Source organism: Thioalkalivibrio sp. ALE23 (assembly GCF_000378545.1).
Lineage (GTDB): Bacteria > Pseudomonadota > Gammaproteobacteria > Ectothiorhodospirales > Ectothiorhodospiraceae > Thioalkalivibrio.
Genome location: NZ_KB900032.1, coordinates 611888 through 629027 on the forward strand (window position 1 = coordinate 611888; position 17140 = coordinate 629027).

A 17140-nucleotide genomic window follows, 5' to 3' on the forward strand; every position below is an offset into this window, starting at 1 on the left:
CCCGGAGGACAACGCACATGCTGAAGATCAACGACCTGCATGCATCGATTGACGACAAGGAGATCCTCAGGGGGATCGACCTCGAGGTAAAACCGGGCGAGGTCCACGCCATCATGGGACCCAACGGCTCCGGCAAGAGCACCCTGTGCCAGGTGCTGGGCGGCCGCGACGGTTATGAAGCCACGTCGGGGTCGGTCACCTATCAGGATCAGGACCTGCTGGCGATGGAACCCGAGATCCGCGCCCGCGAAGGGATGCTGCTGGGCTTTCAGTACCCGGTGGAGATCCCCGGCGTCAAGAACATCTATCTGCTCAAGGAAGCCTACAACGCCCAGCGCAAGCACCGCGGCGAACCCGAGGCGGACACCTTCCAGTTCCTGACCCTGGTGCGGGAAAAGATGCAGATGATGCAGATGGACGAAAGCTTCCTGCATCGCGCGATCAATTCCGGATTCTCCGGGGGCGAGAAGAAACGCAACGAGATCCTCCAGATGCTGGTGCTGGAGCCGCACCTGGCCCTGCTGGACGAGACCGACTCCGGGCTGGACATCGACGCCCTGAAGATCGTGGCGGAAGGGGTGAACCACCTGCGTTCGGCGGACCGGGCGATCGTGCTGGTGACCCATTACCAGCGCCTGCTGAGCCACATCGAGCCGGACTACGTCCATGTGCTGTCCGGCGGCCGGATCATCAAGTCCGGTGACAAGACGCTGGCCCAGGAGCTCGAGCGCGAAGGCTACCAGGGGATCATCAAGGAGGCCGCATGAGCGCGAACGCACTGGATACCCATTACATCGGGCAGCTCGAGCAGCTGCAGGGAACGTTGAGTGCGGACCTGCCGCCGTGGCTCGCGCAACGACGGCGGGCGGCGGCCGAGCGGTTTGCGGAGTCCGGCTTCCCCGACCCGCGTGCCGAGGAATGGAAATACACCAACGTTCGCCCGATCGCCAACAAGCCGTTCTCGGTTGCCAGCGAATGCGGGCTGCTTGAGGCCGCGACGCTCGAGGAGCATGTCTTCGGCGAGCTCGAGCCCTGGCGCCTGGTGTTCGAGAACGGGTTCCTGCGCGACGACCTGTCGCGACTCGACGGACTGGCTCCGGGGGTCCGCATCGACGGCCTGAATACGGCGATCCGGGAGGGGGTGACCATCCCGGAGCAGTGCCTGGACGGGCTTGCCCATGACCAGTACTCGTCGTTTGCGACGCTGAATACCGCGTTCCTGACCGACGGGGCCGTGATCCACCTGGAGCCCGGTGTGGTGCTGGAGCGCCCGATCCATCTGGTGTTCTACGGAACTTCGTACAGTGAGAATGTCTGGTGCCACCCCCGGGTTCTCGTCGTGGGCGAGTCCGGTTGTGAGGCCACCATCATCGAGCACTACGTGGACGGAGAAGGGGCGCGCAGTTTCACCAATACGGTTACCGAGATCGAGGCCCATGCCGGGGCTCACCTGCACCACTATCTGGTGCAGGAGCATGCGGATACCGCCTATCACGTCGGCAATGTCTTCGTCCGCCAGCGGCGCGACAGTGTGGTGACCTCGCACAACGTGAATCTGGGCGGGCGCCTGGTGCGGCACGACCTGAACGTGGACCTGGTGGAGCCCGGCGCCGAGACCCATCTCAACGGCCTGTTCCTGGTCGGTGACCGGCAGCATGTGGATACCCACACGCGGGTCCACCACGCGGTCCCGCATACCACCAGCCGCGAGCAGTATCGGGGTATCGCGCAGGGCCGGGGCCGCGGGGTATTCAAGGGTCGTGTCCTGATCCGTGAAGGGGCCCAGAAGACCGCCGCGGAGCAGCACAGCGCCAATCTCCTGCTGTCGCCCAACGCGGAGATCGACGCCAAGCCGGAGCTGGAGATCTACGCGGACGACGTGAAGGCCGCGCACGGCGCCACCGTCGGCCAGCTGGATGCCGATGCGCTGTATTACCTCGCCAGTCGTGGCATCGGGCCGGAGATCGCCCGGGGCATGCTGGTCTACGCCTTTGCCGAAGAGGTGCTGGAGCCGATGAAACTGGATCCGGTCCGGGCGGTGGTGGAGAACCGGCTCGCGCAGCGTCTCCCGGAGGCCGTGCCCGCCACTCTTGCACAAGCGTGATGACACCCGAACATTCGGAGGAATGACGATGGCGTCTCAGGAAATCGTGAAACTGGAGCGGGACACGCTGGCGGTTGCAGTGCCATCGGGCCAGAAGGTGATGATCGGAGAAGGCAGCCAGGTGGCCCTGATGCAGGCGCTCGGCGGCTCCTTCACCGTGACCGCGCAGGGGCGGATGTTCCGCATCAGTGGTGAAGACGCGGATGCACTGGGCAAAACGCCGCCACCGCCGCCGCAACTGCCCGAAAACGCCTCGGACGAAGATGTCGAGCAGCTGGTGTGGGAGCAGATGAGGACCTGCTACGACCCGGAGATCCCCATCAACATCGTGGAACTGGGGCTGATCTACTCCTGCACGGTGGAGAAAGAGTTGGACGGCTCGCGATCCGTGTGGGTCGAGATGACGCTGACCGCACCCGGCTGCGGGATGGGGGACACGCTGGCCAACGATGTATGGCAGCGGATCATGGAGGTTCCCACCGTCGAGCAGGCGGGGGTCGAGATGGTGTTTGATCCACCGTGGGATGCCTCGCGGATGAGCGAGGCCGCGCGCCTCGAAACGGGGATGTTCTGATGGAAGACTGGGTCGATGTAGCCGCGGTGGACGACATTCCCCCGGGCGAGCGCCGGGTGGTGGAGGTCGATGATGTCCCGATCGCGGTCTTCAACCTGGAGGGGTCCTTCTACGCCATCGAGGACCTGTGCTCGCACGAGGAATATCCGATCGCCGAGGGTGAGTTGCGTGATGACCGACTGGTGTGTCCGCACCACGGTGCCGAGTTCTGTCTGCGCGACGGCAGTGCACTCACCGCCCCGGCGGTGGAGCCACTTACCTGTTTCCCGGTGCGCGTCCGCGACGGGCGCGTCGAGGTCCGTGACGACCGCTGGGATTGACCCGTTTCACGCCAGAGAGGTGTAGCCATGAATTCGAACATCGCCGACGCGACCGCCGAGACCGCCCGCATTCCGGAGAGCGACCGGATTCGCGCGACCGACGATGCGGTCCGGCACATCCTCGCACAGATGGAGAGTGACCCCGAGGCCGTCGGATTTCGCGTTGAAGTGAAACGCACCGGGTGCTCCGGGTGGATGTATTCGGTGGACCTGGTCCGCGAGCCGCGACCCGATGATCTGGTGTTCCGCGTGGATGAACGCCTCGACGTCCATGTCGATCCGAAGAGCTTCGAATTCATCCGCGGAACGGAGATCGATTTCCAGGCGGAGGGGCTGACCCGGCAAATCGTCTTCCACAACCCGAACGTCACCGCCGAATGCGGCTGCGGCGAGAGCTTCTCCGTGGATACCGCCGCTTCCTGATCTGGCCGTTAGCCGAAGTCGCGGGAGCGGGTGACCAGGTCGCCGAGCCAGGTGCTGCGGTCGGTCAGGCGGCGGGCGACCAGGTGGCCGACGTCGTCGGCCCACTGCCATTCGCCGTCGATCTCCAGCAGCTGGCCGTGCAGGACCTCGGCGCGGAAGCGTTCCACGCGGTCGGGCCAGACGATCACGTTCAGCGTGCCGTGTTCGTCCTCCAGGGTCAGGAATACCGTGCCGTTGGCCGAGCCCGGGCGCTGGCGGGTGATCACCAGACCCGCGTAGCGCGCCGGGCCGGGGCGCCGGCGCGCGGAAAGCGTCGCGGAATCCGGCAGGCGTCGGCGTTCGAGCTGCGGGCGCAGCAGGGCCAGCGGGTGCGGTCCCAGCGTGAGGCCGGTGGTGGCGTAGTCCTGGATCAGGTCGTCCACCGCGTCGGGCACCGGCAGCAGGGGCGTGCGGGCGTTGTCCCCGGCCTGCCCCGGCTCGTTCGGCTCGCGTGGCTCGTGCGGGGCGTCGGCGGGCTCGGCGTGTTGCGGCAGGCCCTCGAACAGCGGCAGCGGCGCCTCCACCGCATCGGCGGCCCAGCGCGCCTGATGGCGGTTGCCGGCCAGCCCGGCCAGGGCCCCGGCGCGCGCCAGCCGGCCGGCCTCGGCCCGGCTCAGCCGGGCGCGTGCGACCAGCTCGGGCACGTCGCTGAACGGGCCCTCGGCGCGGGCCGCGTGGATGCGTTCGGCGACCTCCCGACGCAGGCCCTGGACGCGGTTGAAGCCCAGGCGCAGGGCCAGCGGGGCATCCGGCACGTCCGGCGCGTCCGGCGTATCCGGTGAGTCGCCGGCGGCCTCGAGGCTGCATTCCGGCTGGCTGTGGTTCACGTCCACCGGGCGCACCTCCACGCCGTGACGGCGGGCATCGGCCACGATCTGCGCCGGGCCGTAGAAGCCCATCGGCTGGCTGTTGAGCAGCGCGCAGGCGAAGATCGCCGGCTCGAAGCACTTCAGCCAGGCCGAGACCCAGGTGATCAGCGCGAAGCTGGCGGAGTGCGATTCGGGGAAGCCGTACTCGCCGAAGCCGAGGATCTGGCGATACAGCCGCTCGGCGAACTCGGCGGAATAGCCGCGCTCGCGCATCCCCTCCAGCAGCCGCTCGCGCCAGCGCCCGAGATCCCCGCGGCGGCGCCAGGCGCCGATGGAGCGGCGCAGCCCGTCGGCCTCGCCGGCGGAGAACCCGGCCGCCACCATCGCCAGCTCGATCACCTGTTCCTGGAAGATGGGCACGCCCAGGGTGCGCCCCAGCACCCGCTCGATCTCCGCGTTGGGGAAGCGCACCCGCTCGGGGTGTGCCCGGCGCTTGAGATAGGGATGCACCATCTCGCCCTGGATGGGGCCGGGCCGCACGATGGCGATCTCGATCACCAGGTCGTAGAAGTTCTTCGGCTTCAGCCGCGGCAGCATGCTCATCTGCGCGCGTGACTCGATCTGGAACACCCCCAGGCTGTCGGCCTTCTGCAGCATCGCGTAGACCGCCGGGTCCTCGGCCGGGATGTCGGCCAGGCCCCAGTCGCGGCCGCGGTGCCGGTGCATCAGCTCCAGCGCGCGGCGCACGCAGGAGAGCATCCCCAGCGACAGCACGTCGATCTTCAGCAGGCCGGCGGCGTCGAGGTCGTCCTTGTCCCACTGGATCACGCTGCGTTCGGGCATCGCCGCGTTCTCGATCGGCACCAGCTCGTCGAGCCGCCCGGCGGCGATCACGAAGCCCCCGGTGTGCTGCGACAGATGGCGCGGGAAACCGACCAGCTCGGCGGTCAGGGCCTGCCACTGGCGGGCCAGGGCACCGTCGGGTTCCAGGCCGACCTCGCGCAGGCGCTCGGGCGGGATGCCCTCGTCCCACCAGGCGAGGTTGGCGGTCAGCGCGTCCAGTCGCGCGCGCGAGAGCCCCAGCGCCCGGCCCACGTCGCGCAGGGCGCTGCGGCGGCGATAGCGGATCACGGTACAGGCCAGTGCCGCGCGGTTGCGGCCGTAGCGCCGGTAGATGTACTGGATCACCTCCTCGCGGCGCTCGTGCTCGAAGTCGACGTCGATATCCGGTGGCTCGCCGCGCTCGGCGGAGATGAAGCGCTCGAACAGCATGCTCGAGCGCGACGGATCCACCGCGGTGATGCCCAGCGCGTAGCACACCGCCGAGTTGGCCGCCGAACCCCGCCCCTGGCACAGGATCCCGCGGCTGCGCGCGAAGCGCACGATGTCGTACACGGTGAGGAAATACGGCTCGTAACCCAGCTCGGCGATGATGCCCAGCTCGCGCTCGATCTGCGCCTGTACCGCCTCCGGGATACCGTCGGGCCAGCGCTTGCGGGCCCCGCGCAGGCTCTCATCGCGCAGGTACTCGGTGGCGGTGCGCCCGGGCGGCAGCGGGTCGGTGGGGTAGTGGTATTCGAGTTCGTCCAGGGAGAAGCGGCAGTCGTCGGCGATGGCGACCGCGTGGCACAGCCAGGCGGCGGGATACAGCGTGGCCAGATCGGCGCGCGGGCGCAGGCAGCGTTCGCCGTTGGGGAACAGCTCGCCGGCGGCCTGCGCGACCGTGCAGCGGTGATGCAGGGCGGTCAGGACATCCTGCAGTGCGCGGCGGCCGCGGGCATGCATGTGCACGTCGCCGCAGGCCGTCACCGGCAGGTCGTGTGCCTGCGCGAGCTGCCGTGCCCGGGCGATCTGCGCCGGATCCCCGGGCGTCCGCAGCAGCGCCACCGCCAGATGTCCCTGCCCGGGCGCGGCCCATGCCCGCAGCCAGGCCGCTGCGTCGTCGGGATCGGCCGTGTCGGATTCCGGCCACAGATGCAGCAGCACGTGCCAGCCGGCGCGCTCCGCTTCCGGGACTGCCTCCAGATCCGCCCGGGTCAGGTGGTGCTCGCCCTTGTCCGCGGCCCCGCGCGCGGTGGTGATCAGGCGGCACAGGGCGGCATAGCCCGTGCGGTCGCGCACCAGCACGGTCAGTTCGGGGCCGTCGGCCAGCTGCAGGCGGGCGCCCGCGATCAGGTGCACGCCGGTGCGCTGCGCCGCCTCGTGCGCGCGCACCAGGCCCGCCAGCGAGGCGATGTCGGTCAGCGCCAGCGCGCGATAGCCCAGCGCCGCCGCGCGCTCCACCAGCTCCTCCGGGTGCGAGGCCCCGCGCAGGAACGAGAAGTTGCTCAGCGCCGTCAGCTCGGCAAAGGCCGGGGCGGTGTCGGCTGCGGGTTCGCGTTCGTCCATGTACTGTATATTTGTACAGTATCACGGGCGAAGCAAGCCGCCCCCCGGATTCCGGGGGACGGCGAGGGCTGTCAGGGGGCTTCGGAAATGGGGCGGGGGATCAGCGCCCCAGGCCGGTGAGGCGCGCGGGCTCCAGGATCTCGATCCAGTAGCCGTCGAGGTCCTTCACGAAGGCGATGTCCTTCAGTCCGCCCTCGTCCGGGCGCTTCACGAACTCCACGTTATTCTGGTCGAACCAGCGCACCGCGGCGTCCAGGTCGGGCACCGAGAAGCAGATGTGGCCGAAGCCCTGCGGTTCGGCGTTGCCGTCGTGGTAGTGGAAGTCCGGATCCTTCTCGGTGCCGTAGTTGTAGGTCAGCTCGAGGATGCCGCGCTGGCTGAACATCCAGCGGGTGCGTTCGCCCTCGTCCTGCGGCGGGGCGGGTTCGTCGTCGTCCTGACGCGCGAGGAAATACAGCGTGAACTCGAATTCCGGGAAGTCCAGGGTCTTCACCAGCTCCATGCCGAACACGCGGCGGTAGAAATCCAGCGACGCGTCGGGGTCCTTCACGCGCAGCATGGTGTGGTTGAAGCGGAAGCCTGCGGTGGGGTTGTCGCTCATGTGCGGATCCTTTGTTCGGCCGAATGGGATGGGTCGGGAGAATGGAACACGCCCCCGGCGTCTCCCGCAACTGCCCGGCCGGTGCGTGCTGTCCTATACTGCGCGGATCGCAAGGGAAGAATACGGAGATCGGGGTGAACTCACGACTGGCAATGCGGGCCCTGGCCCTGCTGGCCCTGGTGCTGACGGCCAGCGGCTGCGCGATGCTCTCGCCCTCGCCGCCGCAGGATCAGAGCAACATCTGCGAGATCTTCCGCGAGGAACCGCGCTGGTACGACTACGCCCTGGACTCCCAGGAGCAATGGGGCACGCCCATTGCCACGCAGATGGCGATCATCCAGCAGGAGTCCTCGTTCCGCAGCCACGTGCGCCCGCCACGCGAGCGCCTGCTGGGGATCATCCCGTGGCGCCGGCCGTCCTCGGCCTATGGCTATGCCCAGGCCCAGGACCCCGTCTGGGGCGAATACCGCGAGGACGCCGGCAGCCGCTTCGCCCGGCGCACGCACATGAAGCACGCGACCGACTTCATCGGCTGGTACAACGAGCGCACCCGGCGCATGACCGGGGTTTCCCTGCATAACCCGGAGCACCTGTATCTCGCCTACCACGAGGGGCAGGGCGGCTATAACCGCGGCAGCTATCGCGGCAAGCCCGGGGTGCAGCGCGCCGCGCGTCAGGTGCGTGACCGCGCCAGTCGCTATGCGAGCCAGCTGGAGAGCTGCGAGTCCGAGTTCCGCTGCCGGCGGTTCTGGCAGGTGGGGCCGTTTTGTCGCCAGTGACGGTCTGCCCGGGGTCTACCACTCCGGGTCCAGCGGATGCAGGTCCGGGTCGAGCGTCCAGGGGCCCGGCGGCGGCACGGTCCGGTCGGCGACCAGGGGACGGATCCGGCGGAGGAACGTGTCGCGCGGGAGTTCGATCGCGCCCAGGTTCACCAGGTGTTCGGTGGCCATCTGGGTGTCGATCAGCGGCCAGTCCCGGGCCACCATGTGGCGGCACAGCCAGGCGAGGGCAATCTTCGAGGCGTCGCGCTCGAGGCTGAACATGGACTCGCCGCAGAACAGCCGGCCCGCGGCCACCCCGTAGAGCCCGCCGATCAGCCGCGGGCCGTCCCACACCTCCACCGAATGCGCATGGCCCACGCGATGCAGCGCGGTATAGGCCTCCTGCATGCTCTGGGTGATCCAGGTGCCGGCGGAGCGGGCGCGCGGGCCGGCACAGCCAGCGATCACGCGCTCGAAGGCGCGGTCGAAGGTGACGGTGTAGCCGGCGTTGCGCAGGGTCTTGCGCAGCGAGCGCCGGATGCGGAAGGCGCCGGGTTCCAGCACCGCGCGCGGGTCGGGGCTCCACCACAGGATCGGCTGGCCGGCCTCGAACCAGGGGAAGATCCCGCTGCGGTAGGCGTTGACCAGGCGCGGCACGGAGAGATCGCCGCCGGCGGCGAGCAGGCCGTTGGGCTCGTCCAGCGCGGTCTCCGCCGGCGGGAACGGCGCCTCCGGGTGATCCGGATCCAGCCAGGGGAGGGTGATGGGGCTGCGGGGGCTCATGCGGCGCCTGATCGGTCGGTGCCGGATCGGCCAGCGCCGGATCGGCCAGAGGGCTGGCCTCCTACGACGGTGGGAGGCCGGCCCTCCGGCCGATTGTGCGTTCGGGCAATCTCTTGCGCCGGATCGGCCAGGGGCTGGCCTCCTACGACGGGGCGAACCCTGCCCCCGGTAGGAGGCCGGCCCTCCGGCCGATTGTGCGTTCGGGCAATCTCTTGCGCCGGATCGGCCAGGGGCTGGCCTCCTACGACGGGGCGAACCCTGCCCCCGGTGGGAGGCCGGCCCTCCGGCCGATTGTGCGTCCGGACAATCTCCTGCGCCGGATCGGCCAGAGGCTGGCCTCCTACGGGATTAATCGCGGGGTTAATCGGGGGCATGGCCGGATTCTCCCTGGCGATAGGGTGAATGCTCGTGCAGGCGCTCGCAGTGGCTGCGCATCAGGTCCGCCTCGCGTTCGCAGAAATCGCGCACCGGCCCGTCGAAGCCCGGGGTCAGGATCGCGTGGACCGACCAGGTGGGCGTGGGCAGGAAGCCGCGCGGGATCTTGTGCTCGCCCTGGGCGCCGGGCTCGAAGTGCGTGAGCCCTTCGCGGATGCAGAACTCGATGCCCTGGTAGTAGCAGGTCTCGAAGTGCAGGGCGTCCAGTTCCTCGGTGGCGCCCCAGAAGCGCCCGTACAGGGTGTCGTGGCTGCGGTAGCACAGCGCGGCGGCGATGGTCTCGCCGTCGCCATCCTCACCATCGCCATTCTCCGGGCGGCGGGCCTCGAACAGCACCACCTGGTCACCCAGTGCGGCGGCCGTCTCCACGAAGAACGCCTCGGTGAGGGTGGGGATGCCCATGTGCTTCTCGAAGGTGTCGACGTAGAAGCGATGGAAGCGCGCCCAGTCCTCCGGCGAGCCGGTGGCCCCGGTCAGGGTGCGGAAGGTGATGCCGGCTTCCGCGACACGCCGGCGTTCGCGTTTGATGTTCTTGCGTTTTTTCGACGACAGCGCGGCGAGAAACGCCTCGAAATCCGCGTAGCCGCCGTCTGCGGCGTTGGTCCAGTGGTACTGGCAGCCCATGCGCTCGGGCAGCCCCAGCGGGGCCAGCGCTTCGCGGTCGGCGGACTCGGGGAACAGCACGTGGACCCCGGAGGCCTCCAGTTCGCGCCCGCGCGAGACCAGCGCGCGCAGCAGCTGACGGCGCAGGCGGTCCGGGTCGGGGGCCTCGGGGTGTACCAGCAGACGGGGACCGGTGGCCGGGGTGTAGGGCACCGCGACCACCAGCTTGGGGTAATACTGCAGGCCCTGGCGCTGCCAGGCCCCTTCCCAGGCGAAGTCGAAGACGAACTCGCCGTAGTTGTTGGTCTTGGCGTAGGCGGGGGCGGCGGCGACCAGCGCGTCGTCGTGGAAGATCAGCACGTGCTGGGGGAACCAGCCATAGGCCCGCCCCAGGCACTCGTGGCGTTCCAGCCCCTCGAGGAAGGCATGGCGCAGAAACGGCTCGCGCCCGCCGGTGAGGGCATCCCACGCGGCGGGATCGAGCTCGCCCAGCCCGTCGCGCAGCTCGATGCGCTCGTCCACCCCGGCGGGCGGGAGGTCTTCACCGGTCGCCGCGCGGGCTTCCGTGCCCGGGGTCCCGGAATCGCCGCCGGACGAGTGCTCCTCGCTCACCGCCGTGTCCGCGTCACAGCTGCTCGTCGAGATACTTCTCGGCGTCCAGTGCGGCCATGCAGCCGGTGCCGGCGGAGGTCACCGCCTGGCGGTAGATGTGGTCCATCACGTCGCCCGCGGCGAACACGCCCGGCACGCTGGTGGCCGTGGCGCCGCCGTCCTGGCCGCCCTTCACCTTGATGTAGCCGTTCTCCATGTCCAGCTGGCCCTGGAAGATGTCGGTGTTGGGCTTGTGGCCGATGGCGATGAACACGCCCATCAGCTCGACGTCCTTCGTCTCGCCGGTCTGCGCATGCTTGATGCGCATGCCGGTCACGCCGGTCTCGTCGCCCAGGATCTCGTCGAGGTTGTGGTTCCACTCGATATTCACGTTGCCGTTCTTTTCCTTCTCGAACAGCTTGTCCTGCAGGATCTTCTCCGCGCGCAGCGAATCGCGCCGGTGGACCAGGGTCACCTCGGAGGCGATGTTGGACAGGTACAGCGCCTCTTCCACGGCGGTGTTGCCGCCGCCGATGACCGCCACCTTCTGGTTGCGGTAGAAGAAGCCGTCGCAGGTCGCGCAGGCGGACACGCCCTTGCCGGCGAAGGTCGTTTCCGACTCCAGACCCAGGTACTGCGCCGAGGCGCCGGTGGAGATGATCAGGGCATCGGCGGTGTAGGTGGCCTGGTCGCCGGTCAGGCGGAACGGGCGCTGGTTCAGGTCCACGGTATGCACGTGATCGTTGATCACCGTGGTGTCGAAGCGTTCGGCGTGCTTCTTCATGCGCTCCATCAGCTCGGGGCCCTGCACGCCGGCGTCGTCGCCCGGCCAGTTGTCCACGTCGGTGGTGGTCATCAGCTGGCCGCCCTGTTCCAGGCCGGTGACCACGACCGGGTTGAGGTTGGCGCGGGCGGCGTACACCGCGGCGGTCCAGCCGGCCGGGCCGGAGCCCAGGATCAGCAGCGGGCAATGGCGCTCGTTACCCCCGGACTTGCTGGCGGCTTCGTCGCTCTCGGAGGAAACCTGCACCGCGCCGGTGGCGGCCATGATGCCCGCGGGCTGCTTCTCGTCACTCATCTTGCTCGCTCCATGAAATCGGTTGTATGGGCGGGATTATTGGGGCGCGGGGCAGGCTTGTCCAACACCCGTTGCGATAAGCGAATTTCATGAACCCGTTCCGCCTCGATGCTGGCCCCGGGGCATCACTACATGGGGCCGCCGGTGGACAACCGCGGCCCTCGCGCCAGCCGCGGCAGGACGCCGAATCCCCTAAGTTGTCCACAGGTTGTTCCCCGCTTGTTATTTTGCCGAGTACTATATGTAGTGGCTGGCAAGAGCTCGATCCCCGATCTATAGTATCCCACGTCATCGCCGGGCGATGACCCCAGATTTTTCCAGATGACCGTTTCGCGCGAGGCCTGCCCCCATGTACAGCGACACCCAGACTGCCGAATCCGCACAGGACACGACCTATCCGCCGCAGTCCGAGCCCTCGGCGGAAGTGATGGCCACCAGCCCCGGCCAGCATCAGGTGATCCGCCGCAACGGCAAGGTCACCAGCTTTGACCCGGCCAAGATCGAGGTCGCCATCACCAAGGCCTTCCTCGCGGTGGAAGGCGGCAACGCCGCGGCCAGCCGGCGCATCCACGACATCGTCAAGGAGCTGTCCGCGCAGGTGAGCGACAACCTGTTCCGCCGCGCCGGCACCCAGGGCACCACCGTCCACATCGAGGATATCCAGGACCAGGTGGAACTGGCGCTGATGCGCGGCGGCCATCACAAGGTGGCCCGCGCCTACGTGCTGTACCGCGAGCAGCAGGCGCAGAAGCGCGCCGCCGAGGCCGCCGAGCAGGGCCCGGCGGAGGAGGCCGAGGCGCCGGTGGTCCACGTGACCCGCGCCGACGGCACCCGCTCGCCGCTGGACGAGCAGCGCCTCAAGGCGGTGGTCGACGAGGCCTGCGACGGCATCGACCAGGTGGAAGGCGAGCGCATCCTCAAGGAAGCACGCCGCAACCTGTTCGACGGCGTGCACGAGAAGGACGTGGGCACCGCGCTGGTGATGGCCGCGCGCGTAATGATCGAGCAGGAGCCCAACTACTCCGAGGTCACCGCCCGCCTGCTGCTGGACAACCTGCGGCGCGAGGCCCTGAGTTTTGTCTCCGGCCGCCGCGAGGAGGCCACCCAGGCCCAGCTCGCCGAGCGCTATCCGGAGTACTTCGGCGCCTACATCCGCCGCGCCGCCGAGCTCGAGCTGGTGGACGACGAGCTGACCCGCTACGACCTCGACAAGCTGGGCGCCGCGCTCAAGCCCGAGCGCGACCTGCAGTTCACCTATCTCGGCCTGCAGACCCTGTATGACCGCTACTTCATCCACAGCGACGAGGTGCGCTTCGAACTGCCGCAGGCGTTCTTCATGCGCGTGGCCATGGGTCTGGCGATCAACGAGATCGATCGCGAGGCGCGCGCCATCGAGTTCTACGAGCTGCTGTCCAGCTTCGACTTCATGAGCTCCACGCCGACGCTGTTCAACTCCGGCACCCTGCGCCCGCAGCTCTCCAGCTGCTACCTGACCAGCGTCCCGGATGACCTCGACGGCATCTACAGCGCCATCCGTGACAACGCGCTGCTGTCCAAGTTTGCCGGCGGTCTGGGCAACGACTGGACCCGCGTGCGCGGCATGGGTGCCCACATCAAGGGCACCAACGGCAAGTCGCAGGGAGTGGTGCCGTTCCTCAAGGTGGCCAACGACACCGCCGTGGCCGTGAACCAGGGCGGCAAGCGCAAGGGTGCGGTGTGCGCCTACCTCGAGACCTGGCACATCGATGTCGAGGAGTTCATCGAGCTGCGCAAGAACACCGGCGACGACCGCCGCCGCACCCACGACATGAACAGCGCCAACTGGATCCCGGACCTGTTCATGAAGCGCGTGGCCGAAGAGGGCCAGTGGACCCTGTTCTCGCCCAACGAGACCCCCGACCTGCACGACCTGGTGGGCGAGGAGTTCGAGAAGCGCTACTGCGAGTACGAAGAGAAGGCCGCGCGCGGCGAGATCAAGGTGTACAAGACCCTCAACGCGGTCGACCTGTGGCGCAAGATGCTCGGCATGCTGTTCGAGACCGGCCATCCGTGGATGACCTTCAAGGACCCGTGCAACCTGCGCAGCCCGCAGCAGCACGCCGGCGTGGTCCACAGCTCCAACCTGTGCACCGAGATCACCCTGAACACCTCGGACGACGAGATCGCGGTGTGCAACCTGGGCTCGGTCAACCTCGCTGCGCACGTGAACGAGAACGGCGAGTTCGATCACGCCAAGCTCGAGAAGACCGTGAACACGGCCATGCGCATGCTCGACAACGTGATCGACTACAACTACTACTCCGTGCCCCAGGCGCGGCGCTCCAACCTGCGCCATCGCCCGGTGGGTCTGGGCGTGATGGGCTTCCAGGACGCCCTGTACAAGCAGCGCATCCCGTACGCCTCGGAAGAGGCCGTGGAGTTCGCCGACACGTCCATGGAGGCCATCTCCTGGTACTCCATCAAGGCCTCCACCGACCTGGCCGAGGAACGCGGCCGTTATGAGAGCTTCCCCGGCAGCCTGTGGAGCCAGGGCATCCTGCCGATCGACTCGATCGACAAGCTGGCCGAGTCGCGCGGTGACTACCTGCAGATGGATCGCACCCAGCGCATGGACTGGGACAGCCTGCGCGAGCGCGTGAAGACCACGGGCATGCGCAACTCCAACACCATGGCCATCGCGCCCACCGCGACCATCTCCAACATCTGCGGGGTCAGCCAGTCGATCGAGCCGACCTACCAGAACCTGTTCGTCAAATCGAACCTGTCGGGCGAGTTCACCGTCATCAACCCCTACCTGGTCCACGACCTGAAGGACCGCGGCCTGTGGGACGAGGTGATGGTCAACGACCTCAAGTACTACGACGGCTCGCTGCAGCCCCTGGACCGCGTGCCCGAGGACCTCAAGGCGCTGTACGCCACCGCCTTCGAGCTGGATACCCGCTGGCTGGTCGAGGCCGCCTCGCGCCGGCAGAAGTGGATCGACCAGGCGCAGAGCCTGAACCTGTACATGGCCGAGCCCTCCGGGCCCAAGCTGGACGCCCTGTACAAGCTGGCCTGGGTGCGCGGTCTCAAGACCACCTACTACCTGCGCTCTATGGGGGCGACCCACGTGGAAAAGAGCACCGTGGCGGACAGCAGCCGGGCCAACAAGCTCAACGCCGTGACCGGCGGCCCCGGCGACAGCACCGCGGGCTCCGACTCCGCGGCCGCCTGCTCCGTACTCGACCCCGACTGCGAGGCCTGCCAGTAAGGCAGGCCCCCGACCTCAACCGAACACCGAACACGTAACACCGAATCGACAAGGAGAACGCACATGCTGTCCTGGGACGATCCGATCGCCGCGATCAAAGGCGAAAACCAGCAGGAACCCAAGGTCCGTCCGGGCATGGGCTTCCAGGAAAACGAAGACCTGATGACCACCGCCGGCGCCGCCCCCAGCGTCTCGCCCGAGCCCGAGAACGCCGGCGGCCCCGCGCCCGACTACGATGAAGAAGCCCTGACCGGCACCGGCCTCGAGGACATCGAGCGCGGCGCCGAGCGCATCCGCGTGGACGACAAGAAGATCATCAACTGCAACGCCGACCTCAACCAGCTGGTGCCCTTCAAGTACCAGTGGGCGTGGCAGAAGTACCTGGACGGCTGCGCCAACCACTGGATGCCGCAGGAAATCAACATGAACGCGGACATCGCCCTGTGGAAGGACCCGAATGGATTAACTGAGGACGAGCGCACCATCGTCAAGCGCAACCTCGGCTTCTTCTCCACCGCCGACTCGCTGGTGGCCAACAACCTCGTGCTGGCCGTGTACCGCCACATCACCAACCCCGAGTGCCGCCAGTACCTGCTGCGCCAGGCCTTCGAGGAGGCGCTGCACACCCACGCCTACCAGTACTGCGTGGAAAGCCTGGGCCTGGATGAAGGCGAGATCTTCAACATGTACCGCGAGGTCCCCTCGGTGGCCACCAAGGCGGAGTGGGCCCTGCCGTTCACCAAGCACCTGGCCGACCCCAACTTCCGCACCGGCACCCCCGACGCGGACCAGAAGCTGCTGCGCGAACTGATCGCCTTCTACGTGATCTTCGAGGGCATCTTCTTCTACGTCGGCTTCGTGCAGATCCTCTCCATGGGCCGGCGCAACAAGATGACCGGCGTCGCCGAGCAGTTCCAGTACATCCTGCGCGACGAATCCATGCACATGAACTTCGGCATCGACGTGATCAACCAGATCAAGGTCGAAAACCCGCACCTGTGGACCGAAGACTTCAAGAACGAGATGCGCAACATGATCGCCGACGCGGTGGAACTGGAAGCCCAGTACGCCCGCGACACCATGCCCCGCGGCGTGCTCGGCATGAACGCGCCCATGTTCGAGGAGTACCTGCACTTCATCGCCAACCGCCGCTGCGCCCAGATCGGCCTGGCCGAACTGTACCCCGGCGCCGACAACCCGTTCCCCTGGATGAGCGAAGTGCTCGACCTGAAGAAGGAGAAGAACTTCTTCGAGACCCGGGTAACGGAATACCAGACCGGGGGCGCGCTGAGCTGGGACTGACCCGGCGAGGCCGAGACCCAACGAAGCGGAGCCAGGGAGATGGCCACGCAGCAACAGAAGAGGGCGCCGCAGGACGGCGCCCTTTTTTGTGGAGACTTACGCCAGGTTCGAAGGCAACCGTACCGCCATACCCCGTGTGCGAATGGCCGAGGCCAGCCGTGCAAAGAGATCAAGATGCTTGCGGATGAGCGGAGTAAAGCGCGTCTCGCCAACTCGTTGGGCGTAATCTTCCGGCGAAACCGGCGCAAACTCCCGTGCCGTCGTGGTGTGTTGCGCCTCCAGCGTACGCGCCGAATCCCGCCAGAACTCCCAGTCCGGCGGTGTCGCCCATTCTGGCTTCACGATGCTATACAGAATCCGTATAGCATCGACGGTCTGCCGGAACTGCCAGTCCTGAATCGACGACTTCTGCCCTTCGCTGGTCAGATACTGAGCGATATCCTCAGCCCCGAGTTCCGCGAGGCGACGACCGGGATACGCCGCGATAAACCGTTCCGCCCGGACCACGTACCAGCGTACCGACTTTGGCTTAACCCCTTGAGAAATCGCCACATTCCGGTATCGCTCCCAGAAACGGCGTTCCCTTTCGGCACGACTTCCTGTCGCCATCAGCCGACCTCCTTGTTTATCCATGATTCGCTCAGGGGTATGCTGCAGGAACAGCGGCTGCCAGAGCAAGGGCCGGCGCTGCGAGAATCAGGTGCTATACAGATTCTGCATATCACCAATATGACAGATTCTGTCTAATCTACTGTTAGCCAGTCGAGTCAACGATACAGCTAATTGTCGGGCCCCGGCTGATTGTATACACGTTTACGAAATAAATCGGGGCGTTCCTGTTGCCAGGCCTTGAGTGTCTCAACCGGCGTTCGGTGCCCCAGCGCCTTCTGCCCGATCTGATGGTTGTAAAGGCGCTGGTAGTCCTGGAGGGTGTCCTTCATGTGCTCTCCCGAGCCGAAGCGCCGGGTCCGCAGCAAGTCGGCGATGCGGCCGTTGAAGCGCTCCACCATTCCGTTGGTCTGCGGCCGTTTCGGCCGGATCAGACGATGCTCGATCCCGTGGTCGGCGCACAGCCGGTC

The 17140-nt window shown here is 67.4% G+C and carries 15 protein-coding genes; 8 read left to right on the forward strand and 7 right to left on the reverse strand.

Annotated elements, in window-relative coordinates; genetic code table 11:
* Positions 1–17: 17 nt before the first annotated feature.
* Genes sufC through F573_RS0106665 form a run of 5 tightly spaced genes read left to right on the forward strand, consistent with a single transcriptional unit; the run spans position 18 to position 3421 of the window.
* Positions 18–767 carry a Fe-S cluster assembly ATPase SufC gene (sufC, locus tag F573_RS0106645; RefSeq protein ID WP_018870140.1) on the forward strand — a complete coding sequence of 250 codons (750 nt, stop codon included), beginning with the start codon at positions 18–20 and terminating at the stop codon, positions 765–767.
* Complete coding sequence (gene sufD, locus F573_RS0106650; RefSeq protein ID WP_019021926.1) at positions 764–2104, forward strand: Fe-S cluster assembly protein SufD; 1341 nt, start codon at positions 764–766, stop codon at positions 2102–2104. Before sufC ends, sufD begins: the two co-directional genes overlap by 4 nt.
* Positions 2105–2132: 28 nt before the next feature.
* Entirely contained in the window at positions 2133–2678 is a 546-nt protein-coding gene (gene sufT, locus F573_RS0106655) for a putative Fe-S cluster assembly protein SufT (RefSeq protein ID WP_026300832.1), read from the forward strand.
* Entirely contained in the window at positions 2678–2998 is a 321-nt protein-coding gene (locus F573_RS0106660; RefSeq protein WP_019021928.1) for a non-heme iron oxygenase ferredoxin subunit, read from the forward strand. The genes sufT and F573_RS0106660 overlap by 1 nt, the downstream gene beginning before the upstream one ends.
* A gap of 27 nt (positions 2999–3025) precedes the next feature.
* Complete coding sequence (locus F573_RS0106665) at positions 3026–3421, forward strand: iron-sulfur cluster assembly accessory protein (protein ID WP_018870136.1); 396 nt, start codon at positions 3026–3028, stop codon at positions 3419–3421.
* Positions 3422–3429: 8 nt separating this feature from the next.
* Here F573_RS0106665 and F573_RS0106670 read toward each other — a convergent pair whose 3' ends face one another.
* Positions 3430–6657 (reverse strand): error-prone DNA polymerase, encoded by a 3228-nt coding sequence (locus F573_RS0106670; protein WP_019021929.1) that lies wholly within the window; start codon positions 6655–6657, stop codon positions 3430–3432.
* A 100-nt stretch (positions 6658–6757) separates the two neighbouring features.
* The gene (gloA, locus tag F573_RS0106675; RefSeq protein ID WP_019021930.1) at positions 6758–7258 is read right to left on the reverse strand and encodes a lactoylglutathione lyase; all 501 of its coding nucleotides are present in this window, start codon (positions 7256–7258) and stop codon (positions 6758–6760) included.
* 152 nt (positions 7259–7410) lie between these two features.
* Between gloA and F573_RS0106680 the strand changes: the two genes are divergently transcribed.
* Positions 7411–8037, forward strand: a complete 627-nt coding sequence (locus tag F573_RS0106680; RefSeq protein WP_019021931.1) for a hypothetical protein — start codon at positions 7411–7413, stop codon at positions 8035–8037.
* Positions 8038–8052: 15 nt separating this feature from the next.
* Here the strand turns inward: F573_RS0106680 and aat are convergent, their stop codons facing one another.
* The 3 genes from aat to trxB form a co-directional block, all read right to left on the reverse strand.
* Complete coding sequence (gene aat / locus F573_RS0106685; RefSeq protein ID WP_019021932.1) at positions 8053–8802, reverse strand: leucyl/phenylalanyl-tRNA--protein transferase; 750 nt, start codon at positions 8800–8802, stop codon at positions 8053–8055.
* A gap of 360 nt (positions 8803–9162) precedes the next feature.
* Complete coding sequence (locus tag F573_RS0106690) at positions 9163–10452, reverse strand: GNAT family N-acetyltransferase (RefSeq protein WP_019021933.1); 1290 nt, start codon at positions 10450–10452, stop codon at positions 9163–9165.
* A gap of 13 nt (positions 10453–10465) precedes the next feature.
* Complete coding sequence (trxB, locus tag F573_RS0106695) at positions 10466–11509, reverse strand: thioredoxin-disulfide reductase (protein WP_019021934.1); 1044 nt, start codon at positions 11507–11509, stop codon at positions 10466–10468.
* 349 nt (positions 11510–11858) lie between these two features.
* Between trxB and F573_RS0106700 the strand changes: the two genes are divergently transcribed.
* On the forward strand, positions 11859–14759 hold the full coding sequence (locus tag F573_RS0106700) for a ribonucleoside-diphosphate reductase subunit alpha (protein WP_019021935.1): 2901 nt from the start codon (positions 11859–11861) through the stop codon (positions 14757–14759).
* Between the two features lie 63 nt (positions 14760–14822).
* Positions 14823–16061, forward strand: a complete 1239-nt coding sequence (locus tag F573_RS0106705; protein WP_019021936.1) for a ribonucleotide-diphosphate reductase subunit beta — start codon at positions 14823–14825, stop codon at positions 16059–16061.
* 96 nt (positions 16062–16157) lie between these two features.
* Here the strand turns inward: F573_RS0106705 and F573_RS0106710 are convergent, their stop codons facing one another.
* Both F573_RS0106710 and F573_RS0106715 read right to left on the reverse strand, forming a co-directional pair.
* On the reverse strand, positions 16158–16670 hold the full coding sequence (locus tag F573_RS0106710) for a hypothetical protein (RefSeq protein ID WP_019021937.1): 513 nt from the start codon (positions 16668–16670) through the stop codon (positions 16158–16160).
* A 170-nt stretch (positions 16671–16840) separates the two neighbouring features.
* A partial coding sequence (locus F573_RS0106715; protein ID WP_019021938.1) for an integrase core domain-containing protein occupies positions 16841–17140 on the reverse strand: 300 nt, incomplete at its 5' end.

What these genes read in the sequence shown, in the direction of transcription:
- sufC (WP_018870140.1), top strand. Translation starts at nt 18, where the DNA reads ATGCTGAAGATCAACGACCTGCATGCATCGATTGACGACAAGGAGATC.
- sufD (WP_019021926.1), top strand. Translation starts at nt 764, where the DNA reads ATGAGCGCGAACGCACTGGATACCCATTACATCGGGCAGCTCGAGCAG.
- sufT (WP_026300832.1), top strand. Translation starts at nt 2,133, where the DNA reads ATGGCGTCTCAGGAAATCGTGAAACTGGAGCGGGACACGCTGGCGGTT.
- F573_RS0106660 (WP_019021928.1), top strand. Translation starts at nt 2,678, where the DNA reads ATGGAAGACTGGGTCGATGTAGCCGCGGTGGACGACATTCCCCCGGGC.
- F573_RS0106665 (WP_018870136.1), top strand. Translation starts at nt 3,026, where the DNA reads ATGAATTCGAACATCGCCGACGCGACCGCCGAGACCGCCCGCATTCCG.
- F573_RS0106670 (WP_019021929.1), bottom strand. Translation starts at nt 6,657, where the DNA reads ATGGACGAACGCGAACCCGCAGCCGACACCGCCCCGGCCTTTGCCGAG.
- gloA (WP_019021930.1), bottom strand. Translation starts at nt 7,258, where the DNA reads ATGAGCGACAACCCCACCGCAGGCTTCCGCTTCAACCACACCATGCTG.
- F573_RS0106680 (WP_019021931.1), top strand. Translation starts at nt 7,411, where the DNA reads ATGCGGGCCCTGGCCCTGCTGGCCCTGGTGCTGACGGCCAGCGGCTGC.
- aat (WP_019021932.1), bottom strand. Translation starts at nt 8,802, where the DNA reads ATGAGCCCCCGCAGCCCCATCACCCTCCCCTGGCTGGATCCGGATCAC.
- trxB (WP_019021934.1), bottom strand. Translation starts at nt 11,509, where the DNA reads ATGAGTGACGAGAAGCAGCCCGCGGGCATCATGGCCGCCACCGGCGCG.
- F573_RS0106700 (WP_019021935.1), top strand. Translation starts at nt 11,859, where the DNA reads ATGTACAGCGACACCCAGACTGCCGAATCCGCACAGGACACGACCTAT.
- F573_RS0106705 (WP_019021936.1), top strand. Translation starts at nt 14,823, where the DNA reads ATGCTGTCCTGGGACGATCCGATCGCCGCGATCAAAGGCGAAAACCAG.
- F573_RS0106710 (WP_019021937.1), bottom strand. Translation starts at nt 16,670, where the DNA reads ATGGCGACAGGAAGTCGTGCCGAAAGGGAACGCCGTTTCTGGGAGCGA.